We start from the raw sequence: 26,957 nt of genomic DNA, 5'->3' as shown, positions 1-26,957 counted from the left end.
TTTTTCTGCCCCCGATACAGATGCGCCCACAATAAGTGACCTGAACGGTTCGATCGTGAAATGGGTATTAAGGCTGCTCAGGTGGTCGATAAACTCGAGGCGAGGGTGTGTACAGCTCGCCTGGATAACGCATGCTGAGCGCTTCATGGGGGCGCTCATTGTTGTATTCTTCAATGAGGGAATCGAACGGCTCTACACCATTAACGGGGGATGGCATTCAAAAAGCTCGATTGATCATACCATCCAACCCGCAGTGAGCGAGTGCGCCAATCAAAACTTGCATAAAGTAGGCCATTGAACTACTCTTTGTCAATGGAATTCCAGTGGGACAAGCGCAAAAGCGATAAATGTTTCATCGAGCGAGGCTTTGACTTCGCGTATGCCGCATATGTTTTCGCCGACTCTGATCGAATCGTTCAAAAAGATGAGCGATTTAATTACGGTGAAGAGCGGTATGAAGTGATTGGTTGCATAGAAGGTCGATTATTTGTTGTGGTGTTCACTCCCCGAGGTCAATCGATAAGACTGATTTCGGCACGAAAGGCGAATCAAAAAGAGGTTAAACGCTATGAAGAGCGCAAAAATGACGATTGATTTAGATAAATCTCGGCCCAGTCAGGTTGGACGTATAGATTTTGAGCGCGTCGATATGACTTGCGAAGCAGACATCCTAACTCAGCAATTACAAGACGAGGCTGAGGCTATGCTTGATGCTGCAAAATTTGCGCGTCGTGTTCGTAAAAAATTGGGGTTTAGCCAGGTAGAGTTCGCTAAGCGGATAAATGTATCACTTGAAACAATTCGCAATTGGGAGCAAGGAAAACGCTGCCCGACGGGCGCTGCAAAGGCCCTTTTAAAAGTTTTGGATCAAGCTCCCGAAGTTGCATTAACGGCCTTGCATTGAGATCTTCTTGACTCAATTGAGCCGATCGCGAGCGAGGCTTAGGGGGCGAAAAACTGATCATATGTCCGTTTGGTGATGATCTGCCGTCCCGACCAAATTCACAAAAACCGCCTTCTGGCGGTTTTTGCTTTTAAAGGTCTTGGACGTTCTTGGATTGCTCTACATCGTTAATTAGGAATGGTGGTTTATATGCCTGTTTCTATCAAACCCAGTTTTCGACCTCAAGCCCCGTTACGCGCTTGAACTCTTTTAGATTGTTAGTAACCAGTGTGTGACGTGAACTGCGCGCGTGGGCGGCGATCCATAGGTCGTTATTGCCTATCGGCGTTCCTTTACTCGCTAAGTCTGCTCTAATCTCTGCGTATTCTAGTGCCACATCTTGATGCATTGATAGCACCGGAATGTAGCTTGTCAATCGATCTAGCACGGCAATCGCTTTTGAAGAACTATTGCTCCGAAATGCTCCATATTTCAGTTCGCCATATGTGATGAGCGACATACTGACAGAGCCGATGGCGAGAGACTCAAATTTCTTTCGTACGCTTTCAGGCTGTTGTTTTATTAGGTAAATGCAGATGTTTGTATCTAGCATATACACGTTTAGAGCCCCTCACGTTCTTGGGGCTTATCGTCCTGTCGTCCGTCGACCATAAAATCGTCAGGCATTTCGCTGAAGAGATCAAACGCGACACTGAGGTTTTTTGCTTTGGGCCTTAAAATCAATTCTTCACCTCGTTTGAATATCTCGACCTCATTTACATCGAAGCGAAATTCCTTGGGGATTCGGACAGCTTGGCTGTTGCCAGATTTAAAGATCTTTGCGTCCATGAGATTACCTTTACGATGTATATACGAGGGAGTATATACTTACGATAATTCGATGCCAATCCTCGAGTAGCAGTGCTTTCTCTCATTAGCGTTCATTTCATGTCTTTACCAGTCAGGTCTCTAGCAGCGATTGGTAGCTCCCATTCTATTAAGTTGCTTGTTTTACTCTCCATCATGCTTGCAGTTATAGTGCCCAAATAATAAAACCAAGGATAACCCCATGGCTGACCTACTAAGACTTTCCGCGGACATCATTGATGGTAAAGCCAGTCTCGAGCAGACTGGGCCGCTCAACCGAATCAATCACCAGCTCTCCGAATTAAACAAGGACTTAGCGGTTGTCGAAGCTTTTTCGCATTGCCTTGTGTTTACCACCGATGATGGCTTGGTCACTTTCGATACCTCTAACGAGCAAGGTGGCAGTAAGTGCGTTGAGGCTATTCGGGGTTGGAGCAAAGATCCTTTCAACACCGTGGTGTTTACCCATGGACATATCGATCACGTTGGCGGGTGCGGCGCTTTTGTGGCGGATGGTCCACACCCGCGAATTGTTGGACACGAGAATGTAGCAAAACGCTTTGAACGCTATCGTTACACTAACGGCTACAATAAGGTAATTAACGAACGCCAGTTTGGCCAGTTCCGTCGTCGCGGCTATGACCTCGCGGGAGAATCACAGTTTTTACCAATCGATACTCCAGCACCTGATACAACCTATAGCGATTGTCTTGACTTGTCGGTAGGTGGAACCGATTTTCAGTTGCATCATGCACGCGGTGAAACCGATGACCATACGTGGGCTTGGGTGCCTAGACACAAAGCGATTTGCGCGGGTGATTTTTTTATTTGGGCATTCCCTAACGCCGGTAACCCTCAGAAAGCGCAACGCTACCCGCGGGAATGGGCCGCGGCTATGCGAGAAATGGCCTCACTGGGGGCGGAGTTATTCTTGCCAGCGCACGGGCTTCCGATCCATGGTCAGCAGCGGATTGCTCAAGTGTTAGACGATGCGGCGTCAGCGCTGGAATCACTGGTGGAGCAAACCGTTCGCATGATGAATGAGGGCGCTCGCTTAAATGACATTGTTCACAGCGTCAAGCTTCCGGCGGGCACACTGGATAAGCCGTGGTTAGCGCCGACCTATGATGAGCCAGAATTTGTCGTGCAGAATATCTGGCGTCTGTATGGGGGGTGGTACGACGGCAACCCGGCTAATCTGAAACCTGCTTTGGATTCATCTCTGGCGGCTGAATTATCGGCGCTGGCAGGAGGTGCGCTACGCTTGGCGGAGCGTGCAGCCGAACTTAAAGACGATGACCCACGTTTGGCGTGTCATTTGGTCGAGCTGGCCGCACAGGCCGCACCCGACGACTTGCGAGTTCACGAGCTTCGAGCTGAGGTCTATCAGGCGCGCAGGAGTCAAGAGACCTCGCTGATGGCCAAAGGAATATTTGGCTCCGCTTCTAATGAGTCCAAGGCTAAGCTCTGAGGTCGCAACTATAGAGTGGGTTGGGTGCTAGATTTCATATCCCATAAATAGTCGCTAGCACTCGCTCAAACCATGCGCTTGGCAGCCAATGCTTGAGTCGGTGAGCCAACCGCTGATCTGCGCGTCCGACCCTGTAAAGTACTCTCAGTGCTTTTTTATTGATGAGCTTATCGACCAGCTGAGCAACTAACGCTGGGTCCGAACCACTTTGCTCATCGCGTTCGTATTGCTGGACCACTGAACGCATCTTTGACGTTTGTTCCGAGTTTAGAGCGTTCTCTGCAAAGACGCGGCTGGCCGTGAATCCGGTTCTGAAATCTCCCGGCGCGATAATCGTTAAATCGATGCCCGTGCCCTTAAGCTCCAGGCGTAAGGCTTCGGTTATACGTTGCATTGCTGCCTTACTGGCCGAGTACATCGATTGGTAGGGTAGGCCGATATCACCCGCCAAGGAACCTATGTTGATGATGCGACCATGTCCTTGAGCACGCATGTGCGGCAACACTTTTTGGATAACAGCGATTTGGCCGAAGAAGTTCGTTTCCATTTGACTTCGGGCCTCATCGATACTGCAGTCTTCCAGCGCGCCGCAAAGCCCGAATCCGGCGTTATTGATCAGTACATCAATGCCACCACTTGACTTAAGCATTGAGGCAATCGCCATATCAATAGAACTGGAGTTGTTAACATCCATACTCAGCATGTGAACGGAATCTGAGGTCACCCTGTCTGCGACGTCACGTGAGGTGCCAAATACGCTGTGACCTTGTTTGCTAAGATGCGTTGCGATGGATTGACCGAAGCCCGATGACGCGCCGGTGATGAGGATGCGTTTGGTCATTATTATAGGCTCCGTCTTTGTGCTTTGGTGATGCTTCTCAGTGTTGGTCTTCCTGCAATGTTAGAATTATTTACAACCAAGGGTGTTCGTCAAATGAAGTCTGTTTTTGTATAGCACAGCCCAGACCTTAGACCTGAGGCGCATCTATGCTTTGCAACTAAGACCCGCTGGTGGCGAGCTAAATCACTCGCCCCAAGGTCACATCACCTTCGATTGTCGTGCGATTGATCAGTCGCCGCACACCGGGTGCCGTGCCTGTAGTGCAATGCATGGCACGCCAATTGTCCCACAACACCATGTCGCCTTGTTTCCATTCGTGAAAGTAGGTGAATTCGGGCTTTTTGGTGTGTGCGACTAGACGCTCGAGTAGCTCGATGGCTTCGTCGTTGCACAAGCCAGCATCGTGGGGTTTGATGACTCGGTCTAGGAATTGCTCGACAACCCCCAGAATCTTTCGTCCACTGATCGGGTGGGCGTAGGCGCCGGGATAAGCGACATCCGGAAAGTCAGGGAAGTTCATGTCCGAGGGTTTTTTCGGGCTGAATTCGCCGGGCTCGTAGCCCTCTAGGTCCACGTAGCGCATGTGTCGACGCTGCATACAGAAGGCATAGGCCAGCTCGATTTTTTCCAGTAGTGCTTTGGTCTCGTCATCCAGCGCATCGTAAGCCTTCGCCAAGTCGCCAAAGCCAGTAAGACCATCGCTGCTCGGTAGTTCTATGGCTCGCAATAGCGCGCCTCGGTTAGGGCGGCCGGTGTAATGCAAATCCATGTGCCAGTCCAGGCGCCCAACCACTGTTTCGCCCTTGTAATGCGCCGTTTGAAAGCGATCATTCGGGCCGCCGTTCTCAAGCACAAATAGCTCAGGGTTTGCTTCGGATCGTGTGGCCTTTAATGGATGCAAGGCGAGCGAACCGAAGGTTCGACTGAATTCTATTTGGCGCTCGGGAGTGATGTCTTGATTTCGAAAAAGCAAGATGGCGTGCTCATTCCATAGGTCGTTAAGTTCTCGGCTGAGCTCAGGAGTAATGGGGTCGCAGATATCGAAACCAGACATTTCGACACCGACATTATTCAGAGGGGTAACTTGCAGGCTCATAGTGTCTCCTAATCTAAAATGCTGGGGTCAAGTCTAAGTTCGCGGCGGGCCATTGCCTCCCAGCAGAACGGGAATCCATTGATGTCGCTGACCGTCAGAGCTTCAATTACGCTCTCGGGCATAGGCTGGCCGCCTCCGGCTAGGCGAACCTCATAGGCGCGCTTGCTACGCCATTCTAGTGTAATGGCGCGAAGATGTGCCTGGCGTAAATCTCGGCCAACGACCAGCGAGCCGTGGTTGGCCAGTAAGGCCCATTTGGCGTCGCCCAGCGCCTCGACGGCACTTTGCGTTTTACCCGAGTCTTCAAAGGTGCCTTGGTACTCATTGTAAAGAGGAAGGTCATTGCCGCAGTAGGCGCCTGCTTGATCGTATACCGGAGGAATCTCGTGAAGATTAGCCCAAATGCCGCTCCAATGGGCATGGTTATGAATAACCACGTTCACATCGGGCCGAGCGTTATGCAATTGCATATGCAGTCCTAGAGCCGGGGTTGTGTTCCATTGACTGTCGAGAATATTGCCCTGATGATCTAACGTCACAATATCACTCGCTCGCAGCTCATCCCACGCGAGTTCCCACGGGTTTGTCAGGACATTGCCATTGGGTAGCCGGTAGGTGATGTGGCCCGCGATGTGTTCGTTCCAACCTTCTTTAAAGAGCATGCGACACATCAAGGCGACTTTGGCCTTATCTGATAAATCCGGGATCAGCTCACGTTCTCCGGGGCGGGGTGCGTATTGATCAACCATGGATTGGTTTAGGCCATAGTATCGATCCATTTATGTGCTCCTTATTGTTGGCTCTACACGTTTGATCATAAGTCTTAACAAAAAATACGTAAAATTGATATTTATAAAGTAAACTATAAAAAATACGTATATCTTGAGCCTATGAACAAGCGATTCAAAAACCTAAGAGGTGTCGACTTAAACTTACTCACGGTCTTCGAGGCTATTATGGAATTTGGGCAGCTCTCGGCTGCCGGTTCGCAACTGGGTTTAAGTCAGCCAGCCATGAGTTCGGCTTTGCAGCGCCTGCGCGTGATGCTGGACGACGAGCTTTTTGTAAGGACGAAATATGGCATGGTACCTACTCCCGCAGCCGAAGCTTGGTATGAGGACATTGCTCCGATATTAAACCAACTGCGCGAGAGTTTCTCCGCAAAGTTTGAGTCACCCCAGACCAGTTCCCGTTGCTTTAGTGTTGTCGCGGGTGACTATTTTGAGACGGTTTATTTGGCGCCTCTGTTAAAGCGCTTGCAAACCGATGCCCCATCCGTATCGGTTAGCGTGTTTCCCTTATCGGAGCAGGGCATACCTGACGATTTTCGCTACGGTAAGTACGACTTTGCCTTGTATCGATCTCTGCCAATCGGGAGCGGTGTTAGTCATCAAGTGCTGGGTGAAGAAACACTGGTGGTCATGCGCTCGGCGCAACATCCAAGGCTAAGTAGCGGGCTAACGCTCGCGGAATTTTTGAGTGAAAAACACGTAGTGATGGAGTCCCCTCGTCACGCAGCGTACGGGCTAAACACTTTGCTTCCTGCGCACAACATTGATCGTGAGATTGTCGCAACGGTCACCAGTTTCAGTGCAGCAGCGTTGATCGTTGAGAGCACCGATGCACTCTGCACGGTGCCGATGGGTTTAGTCCCTTTTTTGAGTGCTCGATTCAACATAGCGGTTGAGCCCTTTCCCCGCAAATTGGAGCCAATCAATCGAATGCTCGTTTGGCCCTCGGTGTTAGATAAAGATCCGATGCATAGTTGGTTTCGTGAATTGTTACTAGACGTTGTTGGAAAGTAAACTCCGACGAGCGCAAAAGGCTTAGTTTTGAGGTGTCGAGCAATTGTTCTGCCGCCGAGTGGGCGCTGTGTTTGGTATTCGACCGCAAATCTAAGTAAGCTTCCACGTGTTTCTTAATTGCTTGAGGTGAGTCTTGGCCAAATACGATACGGCAATCATCGGCGGTGGCCACAATGGATTGGTCTGCGCTTTTTACTTGGCGAAAGCGGGTCGCAGGGTTGTCGTGTTGGAACGGCGCTCTGTCGTCGGTGGTGCGGCCGTAACGGAAGAATTTCATCCGGGGTTTCGCAATTCCTTGGCAAGTTATACGGTCAGTTTATTGAACCCACAAGTCATTCGCGACATGGGGTTAAAAGAGCGTGGGCTGAGATTCATCAAACGACCGGTTGCTAACTTTTTGCCCATTGATCAAGACCACTATTTAAAAGTCGGGGGTGGGCTTGAGCGCACCCAAGCGGCTTTTGCTCAGCTGTCCGAACACGATGCTAGACGTTTACCCGAATATTACCGACGAATCGATGCCGTGGCCGACGTGCTTCGACAATTGGCGGAGACCAGGCCGCCAAAAATATCTGGCGGTTTATCTGCTTTGTTGAAACTGGCGTGGCAGGTGCGCGATGTTCTTAGAGCCGATCTCGAGGTTCAGAACGATCTGTACGACTTGATGACCAAAAGTGCTCGCTCGTTTTTGGATGGCTGGTTTGAAAACGAACACATCAAGGCCGTATTTGGCTTCGATGCGGTAGTCGGTAATTACGCCAGCCCCGATACACCTGGCTCTGCTTACGTGCTTCTGCACCACGTATTTGGCGAGTTGGATGGCGAAAAGGGCGCCTGGGGTCATGCCGTCGGGGGCATGGGGGCGATCACCCAAACGATGGCGCAGGCCTGTTCAGAGCACGGAGTGGAAATTCGCACGGATGCCGAAGTTGCAAGTATCACGATAAAGGATAAGGCCGTAATGGGCGTTGTCCTAACCAGCGGTGAGCTCATAACAGCTCACAGTGTCGCCGCGAACGTGACGCCCAAGATGCTCTATCAACAGCTGATCTCGCCTGAGGATGTGCCAAATGATTTTGCTCAAAAAATCGCGTCCACGCGCTACGGCTCCGGTACGTTTCGTTTAAACGTGGCACTGAGTGAACTGCCCGATTTCACCTGCTTGCCGGGCACTGATCTGCAGGAGCATCACCAGTCGGGCATTATCATGGCTCCGACGCTAGAGTACATGGATCGCGCCTTTATGGATGCAAAGCAACAGGGCTGGGCCAACAAGCCCATTGTGGAAATGCTTATTCCCTCGACGGTAGATGATTCCTTGGCACCCGCGGGTCAGCATGTGTGCTCGTTATTTTGTCAGCAGTTTGCGCCGACTCTGAGCGCGGGGCAAAGTTGGGATGATCTGAAACCCAAAGCGGTAGAGGCAATCGTATCTGTCGTTTCTTCGCATGCGCCCAATTTTAAAGCGTCGATCCTTGGGATGCGGGTGTTATCTCCTTTGGACCTTGAGCGCGAGCTGGGCTTGACGGGGGGTGATATTTTTCATGGTGCGATGACGCTCGATCAATTGTGGGCGGCAAGGCCAGTTTTTGATTACGGCGACTATCGTGGACCCATTCGTGGCCTTTATCACTGCGGTTCAGGCGCGCATCCCGGCGGAGGTGTGACGGGACTTCCTGGAAAAAACGCGGCTGAAGTGATTCTCATGGGTAAGTAGAGATGTGCGATCGATTCGTCCGCTGCTCAGTTTATGGGCTTACTTCCGTTCTACAAATGTCCTGTCTTTACGTATATCAGAGCTCCCTCTTCGCCTGTAAACGGCGTATGCTGGCTCATGTGCGGAGAGCGAATCCACGTCCCCTTGGGGTATTCGCCGTGCTCATCGTGAAAAACCCCGTCTAGCACGTAAATTTCTTCTCCACCCCAATGTCGATGGGGCTGAAATTGCGTGTTAGGTGCCCACCGAACGAGGGCCACGTTTTCGTGTTGATGCTGGTGCAGGGGCATAACGCTTAAACCCGCTACCAGTCCTGGTCGCCAGTGTTCGGTCTGAGTGTTCAGAGTGAATTGCTCGGTATCCTCTGGATTGAACTGATGCAACTTGACAAAAATGAGTGCGCCTCTAGCCCCCACGTGGGGTGTATGCGAGCTCCCGATTGGGTTGCGAATGTAAGTGCCCGCGGGATAAAGCCCATGCTCGTCACCAAACGTGCCCTCAAGGACCAAGATCTCTTCACCACCGGCATGTGTGTGTGGCGAAAATGTACTACCGGGGGCGTAGCGAACCAGGCTGGTGGCTCGCGCGACTTCGTCGCCTACTCTGTCCAACATCATTCTATCGACACCGGGCATAGGAGACGCGGTCCAGCGGTAATCCTTTGGGTAAATGACGACCCGTGATTCAAAATCGGCGTTGAGTCTCATAATGGCTGTGAAGTATTCATCGTCAGTAGTAGATGAATGTGACGGTTACGGGAGAGTGCCCCTCGGTTATCACGAGGGGCTTATTAAACCTTAGCCCATGCGTTTTAGGGCGCAGATTTTGTTGCCGGCGGGATCGCGCATATAAGCCAAGTACATGCTACCCATTTCACCTTCGCGGATACCTGGAGGATCCTCACAAGTCGTGCCGCCATTCGCAACACCGGCTGCGTGCCAAGCGTCACCTTGTTCAGGGCTCTCTACCGCGAAACCAATGGTCGAGCCGTTGCCGTGGCAGGCTGGATTGCCGTCGATGGGCACTGAAATCGCGAATACACCGGTATCGGTGAAGTAAAAGCAACGCCCTTTGGGGTCAACAACGCCGGGGCCATAGCCCAAAGCTCCTAGAGCGGCATCGTAAAACTTCTTTGATTCTTCGATGTTATTCGCACCGACCATGATGTGACTGAACATAAAGCTTCCTTTGTTAGTGTTGTTAGAAACGGCAACGAGTCCGACTGCCTGAGTCGGAGTGTAGCGGTTGTCGATGGTGCTGTGAACATATTGCCATCAAACATTCCTATTTTTGACGCCAAGTCTAGCGCGCATTAGCATTCTCAGAGAGCGCGCTGGGGCTCCTTGGTTAGGTCAATGTCGCCCAAAACTACTGGTAAAGGGCGCGGGCTTCTTTGGCCAGAATCGCAATACCTTGATCGATGACTGACTTGCTTTGCGCGTGAGATATGCGTAAGCACTGGTGCTTGTGTGCCCAGTCATCCTCAATGCCGATAAAGAAATTTTCGCCCGGTACGACCAACAGGCCCTGTGCCTTGCAACGCTCGTACAATTCACGGCTAGTTATGGGTAGATCTTCGAACCAGACCCAAACAAAAATCGCGCCCTCGGGTTTGTGAATACGATACGGCAGGCCCTTGAGTTCGCGGTGCAGTGTCGCAGTGATGTGTGCGGCACTATCTTGATAATAGGGTTTTACGATGTTCTGAGTAAGGTGCTCTAAGTCGCCTGAACGGATCAGCGATTGCGCCAGCAGGGGGCCAACCGTACTGCAGGCTAGGCTGATGATGGTGTTTGCGTTGGTGAAGGCTTGAATAAATGCTTCGTTGGCAATGACGATGCCCCCGCGAATGCCCGGCAGGCCCAGCTTTGAGAGGCTTAACATCAAAATCGTGTTGTTGTCCCAACGAGGTGTCGCCGCCACAAAATTAATATCTGGGAAGGGAACGCCATAGGCCCCATCGATAATAAAAGGGATACTGTGGCTTACTGCGATGTCACTGAGATGCTCGAGTTCCTCATCGCTTAAGACGTTGCCTGTGGGGTTGGTGGGGCGCGATACACACAGGGCGTTGGTTGTCTCGGGTAGATTGAGATGATTGAAGTCCACGTGGTATTTGAACAGCTGCCCTTCAAGTAGCTCGATGCTTGGCTTGGTCGCGGTGAAAAAAGTTTGGCTTAATCCGCTATCAGCGTAACCCAAGTATTCGGGCGATAGCGGTAGGTGTAAGGTTGTATTACCTTGTTCAGAGCGACCAGCGAGCATGTTTGCAACAATAAAAAAGGCCGATTGACTGCCGTTGGCAATTGCTATGTTGTTTGCGCTTAACTTCCAGCCCTGCGATCGATTTAAGTAGTCTGCTAAATCTTGGCAAAAACTCGGATCACCTTTGGGGGACTGATAGATACCGATGAGGCGATTGAATTCAACAGGATCAGCGACTATTTTCTTGAAGTGTGACTGAAATAGGGCTTCGGCAGCGGGAATGCGCGCCGGATTTCCGCCACCCATGAAAATCATGTCGGGATTAATGGTCAGTGCTTCACCCAAGTCTTCCATTAACTCGACGATGCCTGATTGGCCGGTAAACTTTTTGCCAAATTCAGAAAACTGCATAGACCGTCTCTAAGTCCAAATACGCGATTATACGCTTGCTGTTGCTGAGCTTAAACGCCAGATTCTATTTTCTTGGTGCGAGCACCTTGCATATTCTCTTGCGCTGAGTTGGGGGTCGCCACCTTATTGAGTGCATCAAATGAGATTGCCCGAGAGTTCGGTAGAGCGAAAGTGTTTGAATTAGTCTATTTGCTTGTAATGTCCGCATCAGACCTTATTCAGACCATAGGCAGGGCCTGTTCGCTGACCTATACTTTTAATAAGAATACGAAGGATGATAATTAGATGCGTACCCCCTTTATCTATGCTGCCGTGATGGCCGCTCTTTGTTCCAATATTCCGTTGGGTGCTCTTGCCCAAGATGAGAAACAACGCACCTTATTGTGGGGCGACACTCACCTTCATACCGCCTATTCGTTTGATGCCTTCCTGTTTCAAAACCGTAGCACCGATCCAGAGACAGCCTATCGGTATGCTATGGGCTTGCCTGTTATTCATCCGTTTTACAAAGCACGCGTGCAGCGCCATCGCCCCCTCGATTTTTTGGTGGTCTCAGACCACGCAGAGCTTACTTCGATCCCCTTGCGCTTGTCGCAGGGAGATCCCGAGGTTAGTGCGACCGAGTTTGGCCAATTTGCGCTTGCCAAGATGAAAGAGGGTAAAGGGGCTGAAGTATTTAGTATGCTCGTTCACGGGGCCGCAGCGGGGGAATCTGCTATGGTCGATGAGCTGCAAAGCGAGAGCATTCGCCGTACACCTTGGCGTCAAACAGCGGAAATTGCCGATCGCTATAATCAGCCGGGTATATTTAGCGCCATTATCGGTTGGGAATGGTCGTCGCTACCCGGTGGGGCAAATTTGCATCGCATTGTGTTTATGGATGGTGATGCTTCTCGAGCAGAGCAGTTCTTACCTTTCAGCTCGACCGATAGTATGAACCCCGAAGACCTCTGGGCTTGGCTAGACGAGACTCAACCCAAGGTAGGGGCGGAGTTTGTGTCTATTCCCCACAACATGAATTTATCGAAGGGGCGTAGCTTTGAGCTGACCCAATTTGATGGTTCGCCAATGACACCCGAGTACGCGATGCAGCGTGCGCGCTGGGAGACCGTTGCTGAGGTAACACAAACTAAAGGTGACTCAGAAACGCACCCGATGATTTCTCCCAACGACGAATTTGCCAATTTTGAGACGTATGAATTTTTGATTGGTGGGCTTCAGTCGGAACAACAGGCCGATTTGAGCGGCAATTACGCACGTCCTGCTCTGTTGAACGGGTTAAAATTAAAGCAAGAATTGGGGGTCAACCCCTTCGCATTTGGCATGATTGGTTCGACCGATTCGCATACGGCACTTTCAAGTTCAGAAGAAAACAACTTCCACGGTAAGCAAGTGACCGATTCCACGCCCGAGCGCAAAATGCTTGAGCGCGCCGGACGGGTTGGTTGGGACATGGCTGCTTCAGGTGTGGCCGCTGTCTGGGCGGAAGAGAACACCCGCGAGGCCATTGTCGCTGCGTTCAAGCGCAAAGAGGTTTATGCGACAACGGGCACTCGAATTGGCTTGCGCGTATTTGCTGGCACTGACTTTGAAGGTGCAGACTTAGAGGCAAGCGATATGGTGGCTAGAGGGTATGCGCGTGGCGTACCAATGGGTGGTGCGCTGACATTAACGGATGAGGCGCCTAGGTTCATGATTCATGCCTCGCGTGACGTTATGAGCGCAGGACTTGATCGAATCCAAATGATCAAGGGTTTTGTAAATGACAAAGGCGAAGCTGAAGACCGTATCTACGATTTGGCTGGGGGCGAGGATCGTGCGCGTCTCGACGATGGACGGTTTGAGCCTCTACCAAACACAGTGAATTTAAACACAGCTGAGTACGACCGCTCGCAGGGTGCCTCTGAGCTCAGGGTCTTGTGGCAAGACCCTGATTACATCCCCGGGCAGTCGGCGGTCTACTACGTGCGGGTTCTGGAAGCGGCAACCCCGCGACATTCTTTGCTCGATGCTGTTGCCCTGCAAGAAGAACTGCCTGAGCGCTTTGCCAAAACGATTCAAGAACGCGCCTACAGTTCACCAATTTGGGTGAACTAAGAAGGCGATAGCGTGAGTCAATGCGTCAACTGTGTGTTGACGCAATGAACAACTTCGGGCTGTTGGTTCGGTGATTCTTGCGCAAACTGATAGGTGAATTGACCGGCAGGCGTTAGCAAATTCACAAAAGATGCGGCATAGGGCTCTATGTCTTGAAGTAAGGTGCTGGTGAAAACCAGTTCGTGTAACTGCCCGGTTAACTGCATTTCTTGGAACACGTAGATAAAATCATCATCGATGCCCGCGCCTACCAGCTCTAGGCTCTGAACTTTCGTGTCTTGACAGCGCGGCCACACGGCAAACCGTCGGTCTACGTATAAAGCAATCTCGGCCAAAGCCTCGACCGACTCAACCGGTAAAGAGGTTTTATCCTCTCCTGCGAGTTGCAGCACCGATAGTGCGTCTTGCATGTGCATACGGTGCGAAATCTCAACAAGTCCCGTATTCGGGTTGCGTTCGACCTCGGTCCAGACATGATGTTGCCGGTGAGCGTGCGCCACGAGTGTTGTGGCGCAAAGCAGGATACTCAATAGTATTCTCACGTGTTAGTTGCCTTCGTCGCTCAGTTCAACCGCCGCCGATTCTTCGGGCTGGTCTTTATCTTCTTTTTTGAGCTTTTCGAGCATATCCGCCATTAAGTTACGTGTTGTCGATTTAGATTTGTAGGCTTCAAGGCGCGATTGGTGCACGATGGGCGGAAAGCGATTGTTGCGATAATCTGCGTCGGCGGTACGGTGCTCGCGATCGTGCTCGATATATTCCAGCGGTTTGTCCTCTACGAATACGTGGGTCACTTTATGGTTGTTGCGGCGCCAGATCTCTGGGGGGAGCACCACGCGTTTGCTGTCGCCGTCGGCGTAGTGAAAATCTAATAGCAAGGGCGAGGGAATGCCGCCGATGTTCTCGAAATCGACAAAGTAATAGTGTTTGTTTTCTGAAATTGCGCGATCGAGGGCGCGCTGCTGCCAAGGTTCTAGCTTGTCGCGATCTTTTTTATAATCGTTACGATCTTTATTGGACACTGTGAATCGATCGTTCTCGTTATAGAAGTCGTTGAGCTCTGGGTAGCGATCTATGCGCAAAGTAATACCTTGCTCACGATTAAATTGTTCGCTAATGGGTGCGGGTTTGTCGCGCTGAGTCTCGGCACGATCTAAGGGGAAATCAATCTCAGGGTTGCCGGTTTTGAGTTGATAAGAGCGGATGTCACTGATCGCGATATCGACATGATCCGTGGTGTAGAACCACGCGCGCCAGAACCAATCTAAATCAATACCGGAAGCGTCTTCCATGGTTCGGAAAAAGTCGGCCGGCGTGGGGCGCTTGAACTTCCAGCGCTGCGCGTATTCCTTAAATGCGAAATCGAACAGTTCTCTGCCCATGACTGTCTCGCGCAACACGGTTAAGGCTGCAGCGGGCTTGCTGTAAGCATTTGGTCCAAACTGTAAAATCGAGTCAGACTGAGTCATGATTGGAACCTGATTCGCCGACGTCATGTAAGCTGGGATGTAATCCAGAATGTTGGCGTCGTCACGGTAGGCTGGGTAGTTTTCTTCCCATTCAAGTTCAGCAACATATTCTAAAAAGCTATTCAATCCTTCGTCCATCCAGGTCCATTGGCGTTCGTCGGAGTTCACGATCATCGGGAAGTAAATGTGCCCAATTTCGTGGATGATGACACCAATCAAACCGTATTTGACGCGGCGCGAGTAGGTAATAGGTGGTTCTGTGATGCTGTCATCATCCCACTTTGTGGTTGCGCTTTTTGCTTTTTCCCAGGGCTCAGGTCGATAACCATTGAAGGTGATCATGGGATATTCCATCCCGCCACGTTCCCACGTGTTGACTGATTGAGCAGTGGGGTAGGGATACGCAAACGAAAAGCGGTTGTACACTTCCATCGTGTGGACGACCGCGTGAGTCGAATAGTGTGACCAAATGGGCTCTGCTTCGTTCGGGTAGAACGACATTGCGAGCACTTGCTTTTGCTCTGCCTCGGGTTGCTCGTGGATCATTGCATCCCAAATGAATTTGCTGGAACTGGCCCAGGCAAAATCGCGCACCCTGTCGGCTTTAAAATGCCAAGTCTTGGTGCCGGTTGCCGCAGTTTGCTCGTTGGTTTTGGCTTCTTCGGGCGTCACAATGAATCGCGGTTTGTCGCTAGACGCCTGTGCTAGGCGCTGCTGTTGAGTTTTGGTCAATACTTGTTTGGGGTTTTGCAGCTCGCCGGTCGCCGATACGATATGGTTGTTGGGTACGGTCAGGTAGACCTCGTAGTCGCCGAATTCGAGCGTGAATTCACCGCGACCCAAAAATGCTTTATTGTGCCAGCCATCATAGTCACTGTATGCGGCCATGCGCGGAAACCACTGCGCTAAAAAGAAGAGCTCGGTATCGTTTTTCTCGAAATATTCGTAGCCGCCGCGACCGCCTAGGGCCTCTTCATTGATGATGTTAAAGGCCCACTGAATCTCAAAGTCAATGGATTCTCCCGAGTTGAGAGGCTGCGGGAGGTCGATGCGCATCATGGTGTCAACGATGGTGAATGGCAGAGCTTGGCCTTTGGCGTTCAGAACGGCGACATCCTGATAGCCGTGTTCGGTATCAGCTGAGCTTTGCTGCAGGCGCAAATCCGAGTAGCTCACGCGATCCTCGCCTGTTACGGTGCGCGACCGGCGGTCCAGTGAGTCATTCTTGAAACGGTTCTGATCCATTTGCAGCCATAAGTAGCGCAATGTGTCGGGCGAGTGGTTGGTGTAGTGAATTTTAGAATTTGCAGTGATTCGGCGTTGAGTCTCGTCCAAAGTCGCGTTAATGACATAGTCAGCCTCTTGTTGCCAGTAGCGCTCGCCCGGGGCGCCCGAAGCCGTGCGATAGACGTTGGGCGTCGGTAGTGTTTGTCCGAGCTGGTTAAATGCCGCGGCGCCGCTTGGATCGTTTGCCCAAGCGGTTGGGATTGCGACAAAGCTCAAAATGAAACTCATGAAGAAGGTGCGCATTGAGTAGGCCTCGGATCAAAAGGCTGGATGATACCAATCCCGCAATTTTTTTTCTGCTCTGTGAAATACAGTTTCTGGCTCTAATTTCGGTATTTGTGCGACTATAGGTGTGGTCGAACTCCGAAAAAGCATAAGAGCTGTTTTGAAAACCATCGTTGTGCAATCTCACCGCAGTCGTTCGTTGAATGAATGGATCGAGCTCTGCCAAAACTCGGTTCGCCTTTGGGCTGACATTCATCGTTTTGACTATCAGTTTTTAGATGATGGTCTCTTTGACTACCTGCCCACGCGCTACCTGTTGCAACAATACAACGCAGTAGTAGCGTCTGATCTAGCGCGCTTGCGCTGGTTGCGGGCACTGCTTGTTGAGTATGAGCGGGTGATTTGGTGCGATGCCGACTGGCTTGTTATGGATGTTGAGCGTTTTCAGCCCCTGCGATCGACTTATGCTTTAGGTCGGGAAGTCTGGATTGATCAGAGAGGCACGGGCGAGCTGAAAGCGTTTAAGAAAGTTCATAACGCCTACCTGCAATTCGACCGCGGCAATACATTTTTAGACTTTTACATAGAGACTGCAGAGCAGTTTCTGAATAAGAACACGGGCGGCGTCCCGAATCAGTTTATTGGCCCTAAGTTGTTAACCGCGATACATAACGTGGTTGGTTTGCCCGTTAACGAAAACGCCGGAATGTTGAGCCCCTTGTTGGCGGCAGCTCTCCTGCGGCGTGAAGGCGTGTTAGAGCCTGTCGAGTATGAACACTTGACGAAGCATGCTTTTGAGCGGGTAATCGCTTTGTTTCAGCGACGATCGGTGCAAATGCCACTGGCTCTGAATCTCAGTGCGTCATGCATCGAAGCTGCGGGGCTTGATGCTCGCAAGATCGTGATTCTGTGCGATGTTTTAGGTGAGGGAGTGTTGTTTAAATGAGGCTTGCGAGGTTGTTCGATTCGCTCAGATCTAAACAGGGCTTATCCGTTGCGCAGTGGGTCTTAATTTTTGCGGCTGCCTTTGCGGTGTCGATACCGTTCTCGGATCCCGGTCACCGTGTCGATGAGGTGCGATGGCGGCTGTGTCCTGCTGATACAGCACTCTGTGATGCCCCGTGGTTGGCCGGAGGAGATGCCAACGCGGGCTACAACAGTGGCACCTTGCAGTTTGATGTGCGTATGTCCGATATTGACCATCCATCAACCTTTTTAAGTGTGTCTCCCTCGTATCATGATTACATAAAAGCGGAGTTTTACTCCGCCGCCGATGAGCTCATTGGCGTTACTGTGCGTGGCGACACGCAAATAGGTGAGGTTGTATCGGCCTATGACATTGAACAAACGACGTTACAAGTTCCCGATACGGCAACTCGTGTTTTACTGAGTATTCGCTCCGTGGGCGGTCTGCGCGGATCGATATCGTTGAGCTCAGTCGACGAATTGCAGTCCTCTTTGGTTCGCAATATTGCAATTCGCGTTTCGATTATCGTATTCATCGTGTTAAGCGGCGTTTTAGGGCTGGCCTATGGTGTCGTGCGTCGGGACAAAATGCTTTTGTTATTTGGCGCCTATCAAATAAGTTGGACACTATTTTTGCTGTCTTTGTCCAATTTACTGCCCGTTTCTGGACTCATTAGTCCAGCCTTGAATCATCATTTGGTTGGCTTTGGCGCCATATTTTGCTCGGTTGTAGGTGGCTGGCTGCATTTAGCGATGCTGCGTTACGTTGCACCGGGTCATGCCATCTTAAAATTTGTTGCGGTCATGCCTTGGCTTCTGCTGGGAGCGGCCGTTTTGTATATTCTGGGGTGGCACCGTCCTGCGCTGACCATGAACGTTGTGTTGGTTACGGTAACAGCACTCACCGTTGCCGTGGCAATAGGACGTGCTCGCGCAAGCAAAGGGTTGGCGGGCCTATTTTTAGAGCGCACGCGCTTCTTTTACGTCTTGCTGCTGGCGATTGTCGTCATAACCACAATATCCGGTGTTGGTATTGGCAAGCAGTTCTCGTTGACGTATTTGCATTCCGTGCTGGTGGCCGTGGTCTTTGGGGTCATCTTGTTATACCGGTCCGCGCTTGAGCAAACAGCCGCAGAGCGCGCGGCACGACGTTCCGATGTGATCAAGCAGCGCAAGACCTTGCTAGAGCAAAGGCTAGCGGATCAAAATACACTTACTGCGCTACTGACACATGAAATAAAAACGCCCTTAGCAACGCTCTTGCTGATGACTCGTAATCAGCCTGATGCTGCAAAGTATCGATCACAGCTCAAGCGTATTCAGCGTGTGGTTGACCAAGTGGCTGCCTCGGGCGAATCGGAAGAGGCTCATTTACGGAACGTCGAACGTGTGGCGCTGAGTGATCTCGTCGAGACCGTGGTTGGCCAGCTGGAACTTACTGATGAGCAAATTACGCGTTTGTACTATTCTCTGCGTGGTAGAACAGTGGTAACGACGCATCGATTTGGTTTGTCGACTGTTTTGAGTAACTTGCTGGACAATGCCTTTAAATACGGTACAGATGACAGCAAGGTTTGCTTAAGGTGTTGGCGGCGTGATGGAAGAGTGTTTATTCGCGTACGAAACACTGTGCCGTCGAGTGTGAAGTTTTCAGATCCGACGGATTGGTTTAACAAGTATTGGCGAGATACCCACAGCAGTGATCGTCACGGCATGGGGTTGGGCCTTTGGTTGGTGAAAAACATAGCGAGACAGCAGGGATATCGAGTTATGGCGAAACGGGTGGGTCAGCAAGTGGTAATGACGGTTGAATTGGTATGAGCATGAGGATTTCCGTTTACTTGTGTGAGGACGATACTGCGCTGGCTGGTGAGCTAAAACAACTGCTCATCGACGAAGGTTTTTTATGCGAGGTGGCGCACTCTGGTAGCGAGCTCGATGGTCTGTTAGCGATGAAAAAGCCCGATATATTGCTGCTAGACCTGCAGTTGGGCGCCGAAACCGGCCTCGATTTGGCCAATCGTTATCGCCAGAGCATGCCCTCAGTGCCGATTGTATTTTTAAGCGCCCACGGCTCCGAGCAAAATCGCATTGCCACCTACGAGGCTGGGGCGGTGCTGTTCTTGGCTAAACCTTTCGCGCCTGCGGAGCTCATTGCGGTACTGCGATCGATTACCTCGCGTATGGATTTGGCCGTGAAGATCAAACTCGATCAAGTGGCTAAACGCTTAATTGGCTGCTATCGAACAAGGCATTTGTCAGAGAAAGAATACACCTTGCTGTGCAATTTGGCCCTGAACTATCCCGAGCTTACGCCCTATGACGACCTGATAGACGCGCTGTCTATTGATCCTAGCAAAGACAGTCGTTCGTATTTAGAGGTGATTGTGAGTCGGTTGCGCAGCAAATTGCTGCGTTTACACGAGCCGCCGCTCAAGGTTTTGAACAAGACCCGCCAGGGTTATGTGCTGAATCAGGCTATTGAACTTGACTAATCTTAAGCATCCTTAAGAATTCTTTCGCTAACTTACTGTTTGCCAATAGTTTTTTTGTGAACGTGGTCTCACTTTGACTTGATTTATAGGTTGGCGAGTGTCACGCTTGCCCTAGTTTAGGCAATTTTTATATTTAGAGGATGTAAGTGCTAATTCGGCGTGGATTCACATTGGTAGAGCTCATCATCGTGGTCGCGATTGTGGCTATTTTGGCTGCTGTTGCTTTGCCGAGCTATCAATCACAAGTGGCAGAGACTAAACGTTCGGAAGCACAAGTGGCCTTGCAAAGTCTTGCCATCGCACTAGAAACTTATTATCGGAAAAACCTGACTTATGTGGGTCCAGTTTTTTACGAAAACACCAAGCGTTCTGGTTTGGCTCCGACAGAACTGTATCCCGAATACCTACCCAAAGATTACTCGGCTGCGGATTATGCGACTAAAGCGACATATCGCCTGAGTTTTTCTACGCAAACCGCGAATACTTACACGATCGTGGCGACAGCCCAAGGTTCTCAAGCGTCTGCGGATTCGGGTTGTGCAACTATGACGCTGAACCATCTTGGTGTGGTGACGCCTGCGGGGTGCTGGAAATGACGAATCGGCGGGGATTTACCTTAATTGAAGTCTTGGTGACTTTATTTATTCTGGCCTTAGGGCTGATTGGCTTTTTGCAGATGGATATTTATGCATCTCAGAAAGCTCGGGGCACTTACTACAGTTCGACAGCGGGATTGCTGACCACCGAATACTCAGAACGCATGTATGCGAACCAAGTTGGTGTGCTTGATGGTTACTACGATACGGTCGATAGCAGTCTATGGGATACGGCACCTACCAATTGCGCCGAGAATAGCTGCACGCCGCAACAGTTAGCAGCCTACGATCAGTGGGAATGGCTACAAAAAATCAAGGTGCAGCTACCCTGGGAGGGCGATGACTATTCTAACCGCGTTTCTGTTTCAGGTAATGGCGCATCCGGCGAGTTAACACTCACCGCGCGGTGGTTGGAAGTCGGTGCGCCGGACAACGACATTGCTTCATTTTCAATCGACGTAGACCTGCTGATTATCGGGGTGACATTGTGATTCTCTCGCCACGCGCACGCCGGGCTGCAAAAGGCTATACGCTCGTCGAAATTATGATTGCCCTTGCTCTTGGGGCATTGCTGCTGGCGGGTAGTTTGGAAATTTACTCAACCGCCAGAGCTTCCTGGGCCGATCAGCGATTGGGCGCAGTTGTCGTAGAGAACGGTCGAGTGATGTCGCAGGTGTTGCGGTCTTCTTTCTCTGGCGCAGGGTATTGGGGCTGTTTGCCGGATAGCAACGATAAGCTTTATCTCGACATTACGCCGACAGCGGACACAATGCATCCATACCTCTACGCCAACGAGAGCACTGACGCCAGTGGTTTAGGGATTTCAAGATCCGTTAGTAGTGACATCATCACAATTTACTCCGTGATTTCAGCTTCGCAGGCAACGACCTGTGCTGTAGACCCTAGCAACGCGGCTGCTTGTCCTGCCGAGATAGTTTTAAATGGTGGTGACGCCGCTGATCGCCAAATTTCGTTTAACGCCGACGGTCATAGTTTTAGCGCGGGTGATACGGTGGTGTTGAGTAACTGTTCCCAGGCAACAGCAGTTCAAGTCGCGGCGGTAAATAGTGCTACCGTCTTAACATATGAGCCAACCAGTTGCGGTACAGGTACGCCAGGTTGCACTTACGCCCCCCAGACTAGCGTAATGAAGTTGGATGTTCGACGTTTTTATGTGGCCGACAATGGTCGCGGCGGTAACTCATTTTACCTTCAATTAAACTCCGGCGCTGAAGTCGAGCTGGTAGAAGGGATCGAAAATTTCAATATGCGCTACGGTATCGACGCCCAGATCGAGAGCGGCGGTAGCTTTGCATCAGGCTCAGACGGATCAGTGGAGCAATACGTATCCCGAAGTAACGTGGGTGGCAATTGGGACAAAGTGTTAGCGGTTAAGTTTGAATACACGATTACGTCATTGGGCAATAACCCAGTAACGCGAGATTTTAGTACGGTTGCGACGATTCGCAACTTTAGACGCAATTAATGTCGGGGGAGACACCTTATGGCAGCGCAATATATCAAAGTACCTTACCAAAAATTCAAAACTTTGCCCTCCAAGCAAAAAGGGGCGGTTTTGTTGGTAAGCGTTGTTACTCTGTCTTTATTGGCTTTGGCGGGCCTTAGCACCGTTGAGCAGACCGTCGTACAGGAGCGCACATCGGTTAACTCCAAAGCTGCTGACGACGCAACACGCAATGCCGAGAAAGGCCTCAAGCAAGCTGTTGCAGACTTGACCAATGGCGATGTGTTTACGAACGGTTTTTGCACGGAAAATTTGAGTACTGAGGATCCAGCTAACTGGGAATGTGAAAAAGTCTCAGAGGATGGATACACTTACGTCGTATCTTACATCATGAATGGTGGCGAGCCCGCGACTGACGATAATGGTGACAACATCTATAAAGTGTCGGTTGTAGGTGTTCGCAGCGGTTCAAGTGGTGGTTCGTTGGCGACTCAATCGTTGACGGCGGGTGTTGTTGTTAGAAACGTCGCGACCGCGGGCGTTTGGGATGATGCCATCGTGGGTTGTCGAAATGTCAATCTAAAAGACGATACGCGAGTCGTTGGCGACGTTCGTACTAAATTGTCGACCTCGATGTTGGATACGAGCTCAGGTGCAAGCATTAATGGCGACGCGTATTATGTCGATGAGGAGGATGTGTCGGGGGCAGTTGGTACTTTAGGTCAGGTTGACGCCGCGAGTTGTGACCCTTTGAATCTTCCAGTGATTTTTGGCGAGTTTGAAACTTATGTCGATGATAGTCCGTCTTACCAACCTGACGATAAAAAATCATTTTCCTCGGCGGGCGACTATTATTTCGACGACTGGGACGACGTCGACGGCGAAACTATTACCTTCTCGGCCGGCACTTACAACATTTACATCAAAGATAAATGGGATTTTGAAGACGTAACAATTCGCATTAATCCCAATAACTCCGATCCAGTGGCGTTAAACATTTTTGTGGGAGCCGACGGGCAAGGTGAAATTGATTTGCGCGACGTGACTCTATCAGCCGTTGGCGGTGGCAATGGTGCCTCGGTTCAAGATCAGATTTCGATTTACGCCAACTTTGGGGGTCAAGATGACCATACCTCGTGCTCTGGTGGGAGCGACGAGGTTCGTATTCGTGAAGTCGAAAGCAGTGGTAATGATAATACACATCCGTCGAACAACTTTTTCGGTGGGCGCTTGTATGCGCCAAAAGCAACGGTTTGCCTCCGTGGTGTAGACTATAAAGGCTCTATTTGGGGCTACAACGTGATTACTGAGGACTACGATAACCACGATACGCATTTTGAGTTCTCTGGCGATGTGAGCGATGATTCAAGCTCAACCTCAGATTATGCCTTGTTGTTCTACACCCGAGGTGATATTGATTTTGTGGCCGGTGGCGCAACGGCGTGTGAACAGGATGATGATGCCGGTTCAGGTACTGGCTCTTCAAACAATGGCTCCGGCGAGGCTAGTGTTAACTGTGATGCGATCGCTGACGATGGTTCCTCTAACTCAAACGATCAGGGTGATGACGGTTCTAACTCGGATGACAATGAGGCCGATGATGGCTCAAACAATGAGGATGATGACGATTCTGCGGAGGCCGATGATGGATCAAACAATGAGGATGATGACGATTCTGCGCAGGCCGATGATGGATCAAACAATGAGGATGATGACGATTCTGCAGAGTCTGATGACGGGTCGAGTAGCGATGATGGAGACGATTCTGAAGAGTCAAGTGACGGTTCAGAGAGTGACGATAGTTCTGAAGACGATGACGGCTCCAATAATGCCAGTCAGCAAGACTTAAGTGAGTGCAAGCCCAGCGGGAAAAACAAAGTAGAAATTTGTCACAATGGAAACACGATTGAAGTAAACAAGTCAGCTTGGAATGGGCACCAAAATCATAGTGAGGACTATTGTGGAGCTTGCCAATAAGGGATTTTCGTTCTCTTTGTGTGCAATAAGCCGGCTTCAGCGCTGATATCGCCGAGGGTCTTGTGGTATGTCGACTGCGGATAATTCAGGGGAATTGCTTAGGTCAACCGTAATCGCATTGGCGCCCAGAACACTTTATTTTTATTTGCTGGGCGCTGTGTGTTTTATTCAAACCCTAAATCTTGTGTCTGTATTTGCAAAATATTTCTATGATGGAAAGTATTATCGAGTTACAGAATATTTTGACGTTGGTATCGAGCACAACATCCCTACGATTTACTCTACGACCCAGTTAATTTTTGCCGGGTTTTGTTCGCTTTTGGTATCTAAGGTTTGCCGTTTGTTATGTCCGAGAGATCAGAGCTATTGGTTGGTGCTTGGTCTGGTGCTTATTTTTTTGGGCATCGATGAGGGCGCAACAATTCACGAAATGATCGGTAGCCATTTTCATGATCGGTTTGAACGTGGTGGATACTTGTACTGGCTCTGGGTAGTGCCTTACGGCGTTCTGACCGCGTGGTTTGCTGCAGCCTACTTTCCCTTCTTGATGCGCCTACCCAACAAAACACGACTGGGTTTGATTCTGTCGGGTGCAATATTTGTCGGTGGCGCTATCGGAGTGGAGATGATCAGTGCTGCGGAATACGAGGCCGCCAAAGAAGCAGGCGTGCGCTCTTTGAAATATTATTTGCTGTATTCGCTTGAAGAGTTCATGGAAATGTTCGGCATTGCTTTATTCATTTACTACGTGCTGGATTATCTGGCAAGCTTAACGTCTAGCATCGAGCTTAAGCTACGGAGTGATACTTGAGTAAAGCAAACCGCACCTGCCGATTAATGCCGCGTCAAACTGGGGTGACATTGATCGAATTGATAGTTGTGCTCGCGATCGCTGCTATCATTGCTTTGATAGGGGCTCCCAGTTTAACTACCATCATCAAGGATTCACGTTTGCGCTTGGGTGCTAACGGTCTGCAAAATAGTATGGCTTTAGCCAGAAGCACAGCGGTCGCGCGCTCATCCCGTGTCACAATCTGCAAAAGTAGTGATGGCACTTCTTGTGCGACTAGTGGTGACTGGTCGCAAGGTTGGATGATTTTTGAGGATACGGGAACAATCGGCGACTCAACAGATGACACAACAGTCGACGGTAATGGTGATCAACGTGTGCGTGTGAAACAGGGCTTAGACGTGCTCGTAACGATAGTGGGTAGTGCGGGGATCGAATCTTTTGTGTCATTCGATGGGAGTGGCTTTACTCGCGATGCGTCAAACAATTATCAGTCAGGTACATTCACCGTTTGCGATGACCGTGGTGATGCGGGCCGCGCTCGCGCCGTTTATTTGGGCGCGGCGGGATCGTCTCGTGTTGGGGACCTAGCTGGCGGGCTAACCTGCGACGGTTAGAATATACCTAATACCCATGGATATTTAAGGCTACGCGAACGCGAAAAATATAGCGTTTAATGAAGAGGAGCGTATTCGCGAGGACTTAAACCTTAGCCCTTAAATCTTGGCTGTTAGCTGGGAATCCTCACAAAACCATCATCCCCGCTATCAATCCCAGACACACCACCACAGGAATCACCACGGTAATAATCCCCACATCTTTATAGGCCTGCTTGTGGGTCAGCCCTGTAATCGTCAACATGGCCACGACTGCGCCGCAGTGGGGCAACGAGTCAAAACCGCCGCTTGCAATCGTGGCGATTCGGTGTAGATCCTCTACTGGGACGCCCATTTCAAGATAGGCTGGCGCCAAGGTTTGCATGAAGATTTGCAAGCCACCGGACGCCGATCCAGTAATAGCCGATACCAGGCTGACTGATGTGAAGGCGGACAACAGCGGCGGTAGACCAGAATCTAGCATCGCCGTTGTAAAGGCCTCGAAGCCAATGGTCTTGGTTACAACGCCACCAAAGCCGATAACCGCAGCGGTGTTGATCAGCGGGATTATGGCGTCGTTGGTGCCGTGGCCCATGATGTGTAGAGCTTGCGGGCGCACCACTGGGAAAAGAATACAGGCCAGCACTGAGCCGATAATCAGTGCCAAGCTTGGCCAGATCACGGGCTGCGAATTGGCAAACGCTAACGCAGAGGCGAGCATGGAGTCCGACGAAGCATTGTCGGCAAATACACGAGGCAAAATAATCAATGCAAGCACCAGCGCTAGCGGCAGTAAACTGGTCAGCCACGACGGGTAATCGTCGTCATGAAGGTCGACAATACGATCGTTAGGGCCAGCCTCAAATCCCTCACCTGCTAATTGCGCTTTTTTTCGCTCGCGTTCGAGATACCACATACCTAATCCGAACATGGCGAGGCCGCCGATAACGCCGGGCCAAAAACCTGCGAATAAGTCGGTGCCGAGACTGACGCTGGCGATGACGTTATGAATAGACGGTGTACCGGGCAGTGCTGTAAGCGTAAATGTGCCGGCCCCTAACGCCAGCGCCGCGCAAAACAGGCGCTTGGGTATGTTGGCCTCTTGTAGCAACTTAAGCCCGAGGGGATACATGGCAAAAATCACGACGAATACGACAACGCCACCGTAGGTGAGCAGCGCGCAGGCTAATACGGTAATCCATAAAGCACGATCCGCGCCGAGTTTGCGGACTAACGACAGCGCAATACTGGAAGCTGCGTGGCTGTCGCCCATAACGCGGCCAAACATGGCGCCGGCTGCAAACAGCAAGAAAAACTTACCGGCAAACGTGAATGCGCCCAAAGGCCCGAAAGAAAAGTATTCGCCAAGCCCCGCAGCGAACGGAAGATCGTTTGTAAGAATCACAATTAACGAGCACAGCAAAGAAGCAAAAATAATGTTCACGCCGCGCAATGCTAGCCAAATCAGCAGAACAACACTGCCCAGCAAACCTAGAGTCGTCATAGCCAAAACCTTTTTTATCGCTTTATGGTAAGCGGCAAAGTGTGCCGTATTCTGCCATCAGTGGCCAGTCTCACTTTTTCTTAGTTCGCCCATTTTGCGCCTAAGTGAGTTATGCTAAACGGGCTAGTATTCAGTTTGGACGTCTCTGGGTGAGCCAGAGCAGAGAGTTCAGCGTAATCAATAACGACATAATT

General features: G+C 50.7%; 26 protein-coding genes. 15 read left to right on the top strand and 11 right to left on the bottom strand.

Annotated features, from left to right (window positions below):
* The first annotated feature begins 294 nt into the window (after positions 1-294).
* Positions 295-594 (top strand): BrnT family toxin, encoded by a 300-nt coding sequence (locus EYZ66_RS10065; protein ID WP_216089007.1) that lies wholly within the window; start codon positions 295-297, stop codon positions 592-594.
* Positions 584-904 (top strand): helix-turn-helix domain-containing protein, encoded by a 321-nt coding sequence (locus EYZ66_RS10060; protein WP_009577393.1) that lies wholly within the window; start codon positions 584-586, stop codon positions 902-904. The genes EYZ66_RS10065 and EYZ66_RS10060 overlap by 11 nt, the downstream gene beginning before the upstream one ends.
* Positions 905-1,106: 202 nt before the next feature.
* On the opposite strand, the gene vapC is transcribed toward EYZ66_RS10060, so the two are convergent.
* Both vapC and EYZ66_RS10050 read right to left on the bottom strand, forming a co-directional pair.
* Positions 1,107-1,496, bottom strand: a complete 390-nt coding sequence (vapC, locus tag EYZ66_RS10055; protein ID WP_040818244.1) for a type II toxin-antitoxin system tRNA(fMet)-specific endonuclease VapC — start codon at positions 1,494-1,496, stop codon at positions 1,107-1,109.
* A gap of 8 nt (positions 1,497-1,504) precedes the next feature.
* Positions 1,505-1,732 carry an AbrB/MazE/SpoVT family DNA-binding domain-containing protein gene (locus tag EYZ66_RS10050; RefSeq protein WP_009577423.1) on the bottom strand — a complete coding sequence of 76 codons (228 nt, stop codon included), beginning with the start codon at positions 1,730-1,732 and terminating at the stop codon, positions 1,505-1,507.
* A gap of 220 nt (positions 1,733-1,952) precedes the next feature.
* On the opposite strand from EYZ66_RS10050, the gene EYZ66_RS10045 reads away from it, so the two are divergent.
* Complete coding sequence (locus tag EYZ66_RS10045; RefSeq protein WP_160195664.1) at positions 1,953-3,221, top strand: alkyl sulfatase dimerization domain-containing protein; 1,269 nt, start codon at positions 1,953-1,955, stop codon at positions 3,219-3,221.
* A 34-nt stretch (positions 3,222-3,255) separates the two neighbouring features.
* Here EYZ66_RS10045 and EYZ66_RS10040 read toward each other — a convergent pair whose 3' ends face one another.
* From EYZ66_RS10040 to EYZ66_RS10030, 3 genes are all read right to left on the bottom strand, one after another.
* Positions 3,256-4,062 (bottom strand): SDR family oxidoreductase, encoded by an 807-nt coding sequence (locus tag EYZ66_RS10040; protein ID WP_009577060.1) that lies wholly within the window; start codon positions 4,060-4,062, stop codon positions 3,256-3,258.
* A 178-nt stretch (positions 4,063-4,240) separates the two neighbouring features.
* Positions 4,241-5,158, bottom strand: coding sequence for a TauD/TfdA dioxygenase family protein (locus tag EYZ66_RS10035; protein WP_009577061.1), 918 nt, complete (start codon positions 5,156-5,158; stop codon positions 4,241-4,243).
* 8 nt (positions 5,159-5,166) lie between these two features.
* Positions 5,167-5,937, bottom strand: a complete 771-nt coding sequence (locus tag EYZ66_RS10030; RefSeq protein WP_009577062.1) for a class II aldolase/adducin family protein — start codon at positions 5,935-5,937, stop codon at positions 5,167-5,169.
* Positions 5,938-6,048: 111 nt separating this feature from the next.
* On the opposite strand from EYZ66_RS10030, the gene EYZ66_RS10025 reads away from it, so the two are divergent.
* Both EYZ66_RS10025 and EYZ66_RS10020 read left to right on the top strand, forming a co-directional pair.
* Positions 6,049-6,963 (top strand): LysR family transcriptional regulator, encoded by a 915-nt coding sequence (locus tag EYZ66_RS10025; RefSeq protein WP_009577063.1) that lies wholly within the window; start codon positions 6,049-6,051, stop codon positions 6,961-6,963.
* 133 nt (positions 6,964-7,096) lie between these two features.
* Entirely contained in the window at positions 7,097-8,680 is a 1,584-nt protein-coding gene (locus tag EYZ66_RS10020; RefSeq protein ID WP_160195663.1) for a phytoene desaturase family protein, read from the top strand.
* A gap of 50 nt (positions 8,681-8,730) precedes the next feature.
* Here EYZ66_RS10020 and EYZ66_RS10015 read toward each other — a convergent pair whose 3' ends face one another.
* The 3 genes from EYZ66_RS10015 to EYZ66_RS10005 form a co-directional block, all read right to left on the bottom strand.
* Complete coding sequence (locus EYZ66_RS10015; protein WP_040817694.1) at positions 8,731-9,387, bottom strand: cupin domain-containing protein; 657 nt, start codon at positions 9,385-9,387, stop codon at positions 8,731-8,733.
* Between the two features lie 90 nt (positions 9,388-9,477).
* Positions 9,478-9,858 carry a VOC family protein gene (locus tag EYZ66_RS10010; RefSeq protein ID WP_009577067.1) on the bottom strand — a complete coding sequence of 127 codons (381 nt, stop codon included), beginning with the start codon at positions 9,856-9,858 and terminating at the stop codon, positions 9,478-9,480.
* Between the two features lie 190 nt (positions 9,859-10,048).
* On the bottom strand, positions 10,049-11,296 hold the full coding sequence (locus EYZ66_RS10005) for a valine--pyruvate transaminase (RefSeq protein ID WP_009577068.1): 1,248 nt from the start codon (positions 11,294-11,296) through the stop codon (positions 10,049-10,051).
* 285 nt (positions 11,297-11,581) lie between these two features.
* Between EYZ66_RS10005 and EYZ66_RS10000 the strand changes: the two genes are divergently transcribed.
* Entirely contained in the window at positions 11,582-13,393 is a 1,812-nt protein-coding gene (locus EYZ66_RS10000; protein ID WP_009577069.1) for a DUF3604 domain-containing protein, read from the top strand.
* Between the two features lie 17 nt (positions 13,394-13,410).
* On the opposite strand, the gene EYZ66_RS09995 is transcribed toward EYZ66_RS10000, so the two are convergent.
* Together EYZ66_RS09995 and EYZ66_RS09990 are read right to left on the bottom strand one after the other, a co-directional pair.
* The gene (locus tag EYZ66_RS09995; protein ID WP_040817697.1) at positions 13,411-13,935 is read right to left on the bottom strand and encodes a DUF6702 family protein; all 525 of its coding nucleotides are present in this window, start codon (positions 13,933-13,935) and stop codon (positions 13,411-13,413) included.
* Between the two features lie 3 nt (positions 13,936-13,938).
* Positions 13,939-16,377, bottom strand: coding sequence for a M1 family metallopeptidase (locus tag EYZ66_RS09990; RefSeq protein WP_139042637.1), 2,439 nt, complete (start codon positions 16,375-16,377; stop codon positions 13,939-13,941).
* Positions 16,378-16,534: 157 nt separating this feature from the next.
* Here EYZ66_RS09990 and EYZ66_RS09985 point away from each other — a divergent pair, with 157 nt between their 5' ends.
* The 9 genes from EYZ66_RS09985 (at position 16,535) to EYZ66_RS09945 (ending at position 25,280) form a co-directional block, all read left to right on the top strand.
* A complete protein-coding gene (locus EYZ66_RS09985; protein ID WP_009577072.1) occupies positions 16,535-17,320 on the top strand; it encodes a hypothetical protein in 786 nt (261 codons plus the stop codon).
* Positions 17,317-19,161 (top strand): sensor histidine kinase, encoded by a 1,845-nt coding sequence (locus EYZ66_RS09980; RefSeq protein WP_009577073.1) that lies wholly within the window; start codon positions 17,317-17,319, stop codon positions 19,159-19,161. The genes EYZ66_RS09985 and EYZ66_RS09980 overlap by 4 nt, the downstream gene beginning before the upstream one ends.
* Positions 19,162-19,163: 2 nt before the next feature.
* Positions 19,164-19,835, top strand: a complete 672-nt coding sequence (locus EYZ66_RS09975) for a response regulator transcription factor (protein WP_158027022.1) — start codon at positions 19,164-19,166, stop codon at positions 19,833-19,835.
* Between the two features lie 146 nt (positions 19,836-19,981).
* Positions 19,982-20,431 carry a type IV pilin protein gene (locus EYZ66_RS09970; RefSeq protein WP_040817700.1) on the top strand — a complete coding sequence of 150 codons (450 nt, stop codon included), beginning with the start codon at positions 19,982-19,984 and terminating at the stop codon, positions 20,429-20,431.
* Positions 20,428-20,922 carry a type IV pilus modification protein PilV gene (pilV, locus tag EYZ66_RS09965; RefSeq protein WP_009577076.1) on the top strand — a complete coding sequence of 165 codons (495 nt, stop codon included), beginning with the start codon at positions 20,428-20,430 and terminating at the stop codon, positions 20,920-20,922. The genes EYZ66_RS09970 and pilV overlap by 4 nt, the downstream gene beginning before the upstream one ends.
* Complete coding sequence (locus tag EYZ66_RS09960; protein ID WP_009577077.1) at positions 20,919-21,917, top strand: PilW family protein; 999 nt, start codon at positions 20,919-20,921, stop codon at positions 21,915-21,917. Before pilV ends, EYZ66_RS09960 begins: the two co-directional genes overlap by 4 nt.
* Before the next feature lie 18 nt (positions 21,918-21,935).
* Positions 21,936-23,873, top strand: coding sequence for a hypothetical protein (locus EYZ66_RS09955; RefSeq protein ID WP_160195662.1), 1,938 nt, complete (start codon positions 21,936-21,938; stop codon positions 23,871-23,873).
* A 67-nt stretch (positions 23,874-23,940) separates the two neighbouring features.
* Positions 23,941-24,684 carry a hypothetical protein gene (locus EYZ66_RS09950; protein WP_040818078.1) on the top strand — a complete coding sequence of 248 codons (744 nt, stop codon included), beginning with the start codon at positions 23,941-23,943 and terminating at the stop codon, positions 24,682-24,684.
* On the top strand, positions 24,681-25,280 hold the full coding sequence (locus tag EYZ66_RS09945) for a GspH/FimT family pseudopilin (protein ID WP_040818076.1): 600 nt from the start codon (positions 24,681-24,683) through the stop codon (positions 25,278-25,280). The genes EYZ66_RS09950 and EYZ66_RS09945 overlap by 4 nt, the downstream gene beginning before the upstream one ends.
* 127 nt (positions 25,281-25,407) lie before the next feature.
* On the opposite strand, the gene EYZ66_RS09940 is transcribed toward EYZ66_RS09945, so the two are convergent.
* Positions 25,408-26,763: a GntP family permease gene (locus tag EYZ66_RS09940; protein ID WP_009577332.1), complete on the bottom strand. Its 1,356-nt coding sequence runs from the start codon at positions 26,761-26,763 to the stop codon at positions 25,408-25,410.
* Positions 26,764-26,957 lie beyond the last annotated feature (194 nt).

This window comes from Aequoribacter fuscus (genome assembly GCF_009910365.1).
Taxonomy (GTDB): domain Bacteria; phylum Pseudomonadota; class Gammaproteobacteria; order Pseudomonadales; family Halieaceae; genus Aequoribacter; species Aequoribacter fuscus.
The sequence above is the reverse complement of the archived record's forward strand: the minus strand, read 5'-3'. Positions and strand labels throughout refer to the sequence as shown.

Coding starts and splice junctions, on each gene's coding strand:
- EYZ66_RS09940 (WP_009577332.1), bottom strand. CDS start 26,763: ATGACGACTCTAGGTTTGCTGGGCAGTGTTGTTCTGCTGATTTGGCTA.
- EYZ66_RS09975 (WP_158027022.1), top strand. CDS start 19,164: ATGAGGATTTCCGTTTACTTGTGTGAGGACGATACTGCGCTGGCTGGT.
- EYZ66_RS09980 (WP_009577073.1), top strand. CDS start 17,317: ATGAGGCTTGCGAGGTTGTTCGATTCGCTCAGATCTAAACAGGGCTTA.
- EYZ66_RS09950 (WP_040818078.1), top strand. CDS start 23,941: ATGTCGACTGCGGATAATTCAGGGGAATTGCTTAGGTCAACCGTAATC.
- EYZ66_RS10000 (WP_009577069.1), top strand. CDS start 11,582: ATGCGTACCCCCTTTATCTATGCTGCCGTGATGGCCGCTCTTTGTTCC.
- pilV (WP_009577076.1), top strand. CDS start 20,428: ATGACGAATCGGCGGGGATTTACCTTAATTGAAGTCTTGGTGACTTTA.
- EYZ66_RS10040 (WP_009577060.1), bottom strand. CDS start 4,062: ATGACCAAACGCATCCTCATCACCGGCGCGTCATCGGGCTTCGGTCAA.
- EYZ66_RS09990 (WP_139042637.1), bottom strand. CDS start 16,377: ATGAGTTTCATTTTGAGCTTTGTCGCAATCCCAACCGCTTGGGCAAAC.
- vapC (WP_040818244.1), bottom strand. CDS start 1,496: ATGCTAGATACAAACATCTGCATTTACCTAATAAAACAACAGCCTGAA.
- EYZ66_RS10045 (WP_160195664.1), top strand. CDS start 1,953: ATGGCTGACCTACTAAGACTTTCCGCGGACATCATTGATGGTAAAGCC.
- EYZ66_RS10025 (WP_009577063.1), top strand. CDS start 6,049: ATGAACAAGCGATTCAAAAACCTAAGAGGTGTCGACTTAAACTTACTC.
- EYZ66_RS10050 (WP_009577423.1), bottom strand. CDS start 1,732: ATGGACGCAAAGATCTTTAAATCTGGCAACAGCCAAGCTGTCCGAATC.
- EYZ66_RS10060 (WP_009577393.1), top strand. CDS start 584: ATGACGATTGATTTAGATAAATCTCGGCCCAGTCAGGTTGGACGTATA.
- EYZ66_RS10015 (WP_040817694.1), bottom strand. CDS start 9,387: ATGAGACTCAACGCCGATTTTGAATCACGGGTCGTCATTTACCCAAAG.
- EYZ66_RS10035 (WP_009577061.1), bottom strand. CDS start 5,158: ATGAGCCTGCAAGTTACCCCTCTGAATAATGTCGGTGTCGAAATGTCT.
- EYZ66_RS10030 (WP_009577062.1), bottom strand. CDS start 5,937: ATGGATCGATACTATGGCCTAAACCAATCCATGGTTGATCAATACGCA.
- EYZ66_RS10005 (WP_009577068.1), bottom strand. CDS start 11,296: ATGCAGTTTTCTGAATTTGGCAAAAAGTTTACCGGCCAATCAGGCATC.
- EYZ66_RS10010 (WP_009577067.1), bottom strand. CDS start 9,858: ATGTTCAGTCACATCATGGTCGGTGCGAATAACATCGAAGAATCAAAG.
- EYZ66_RS09955 (WP_160195662.1), top strand. CDS start 21,936: ATGGCAGCGCAATATATCAAAGTACCTTACCAAAAATTCAAAACTTTG.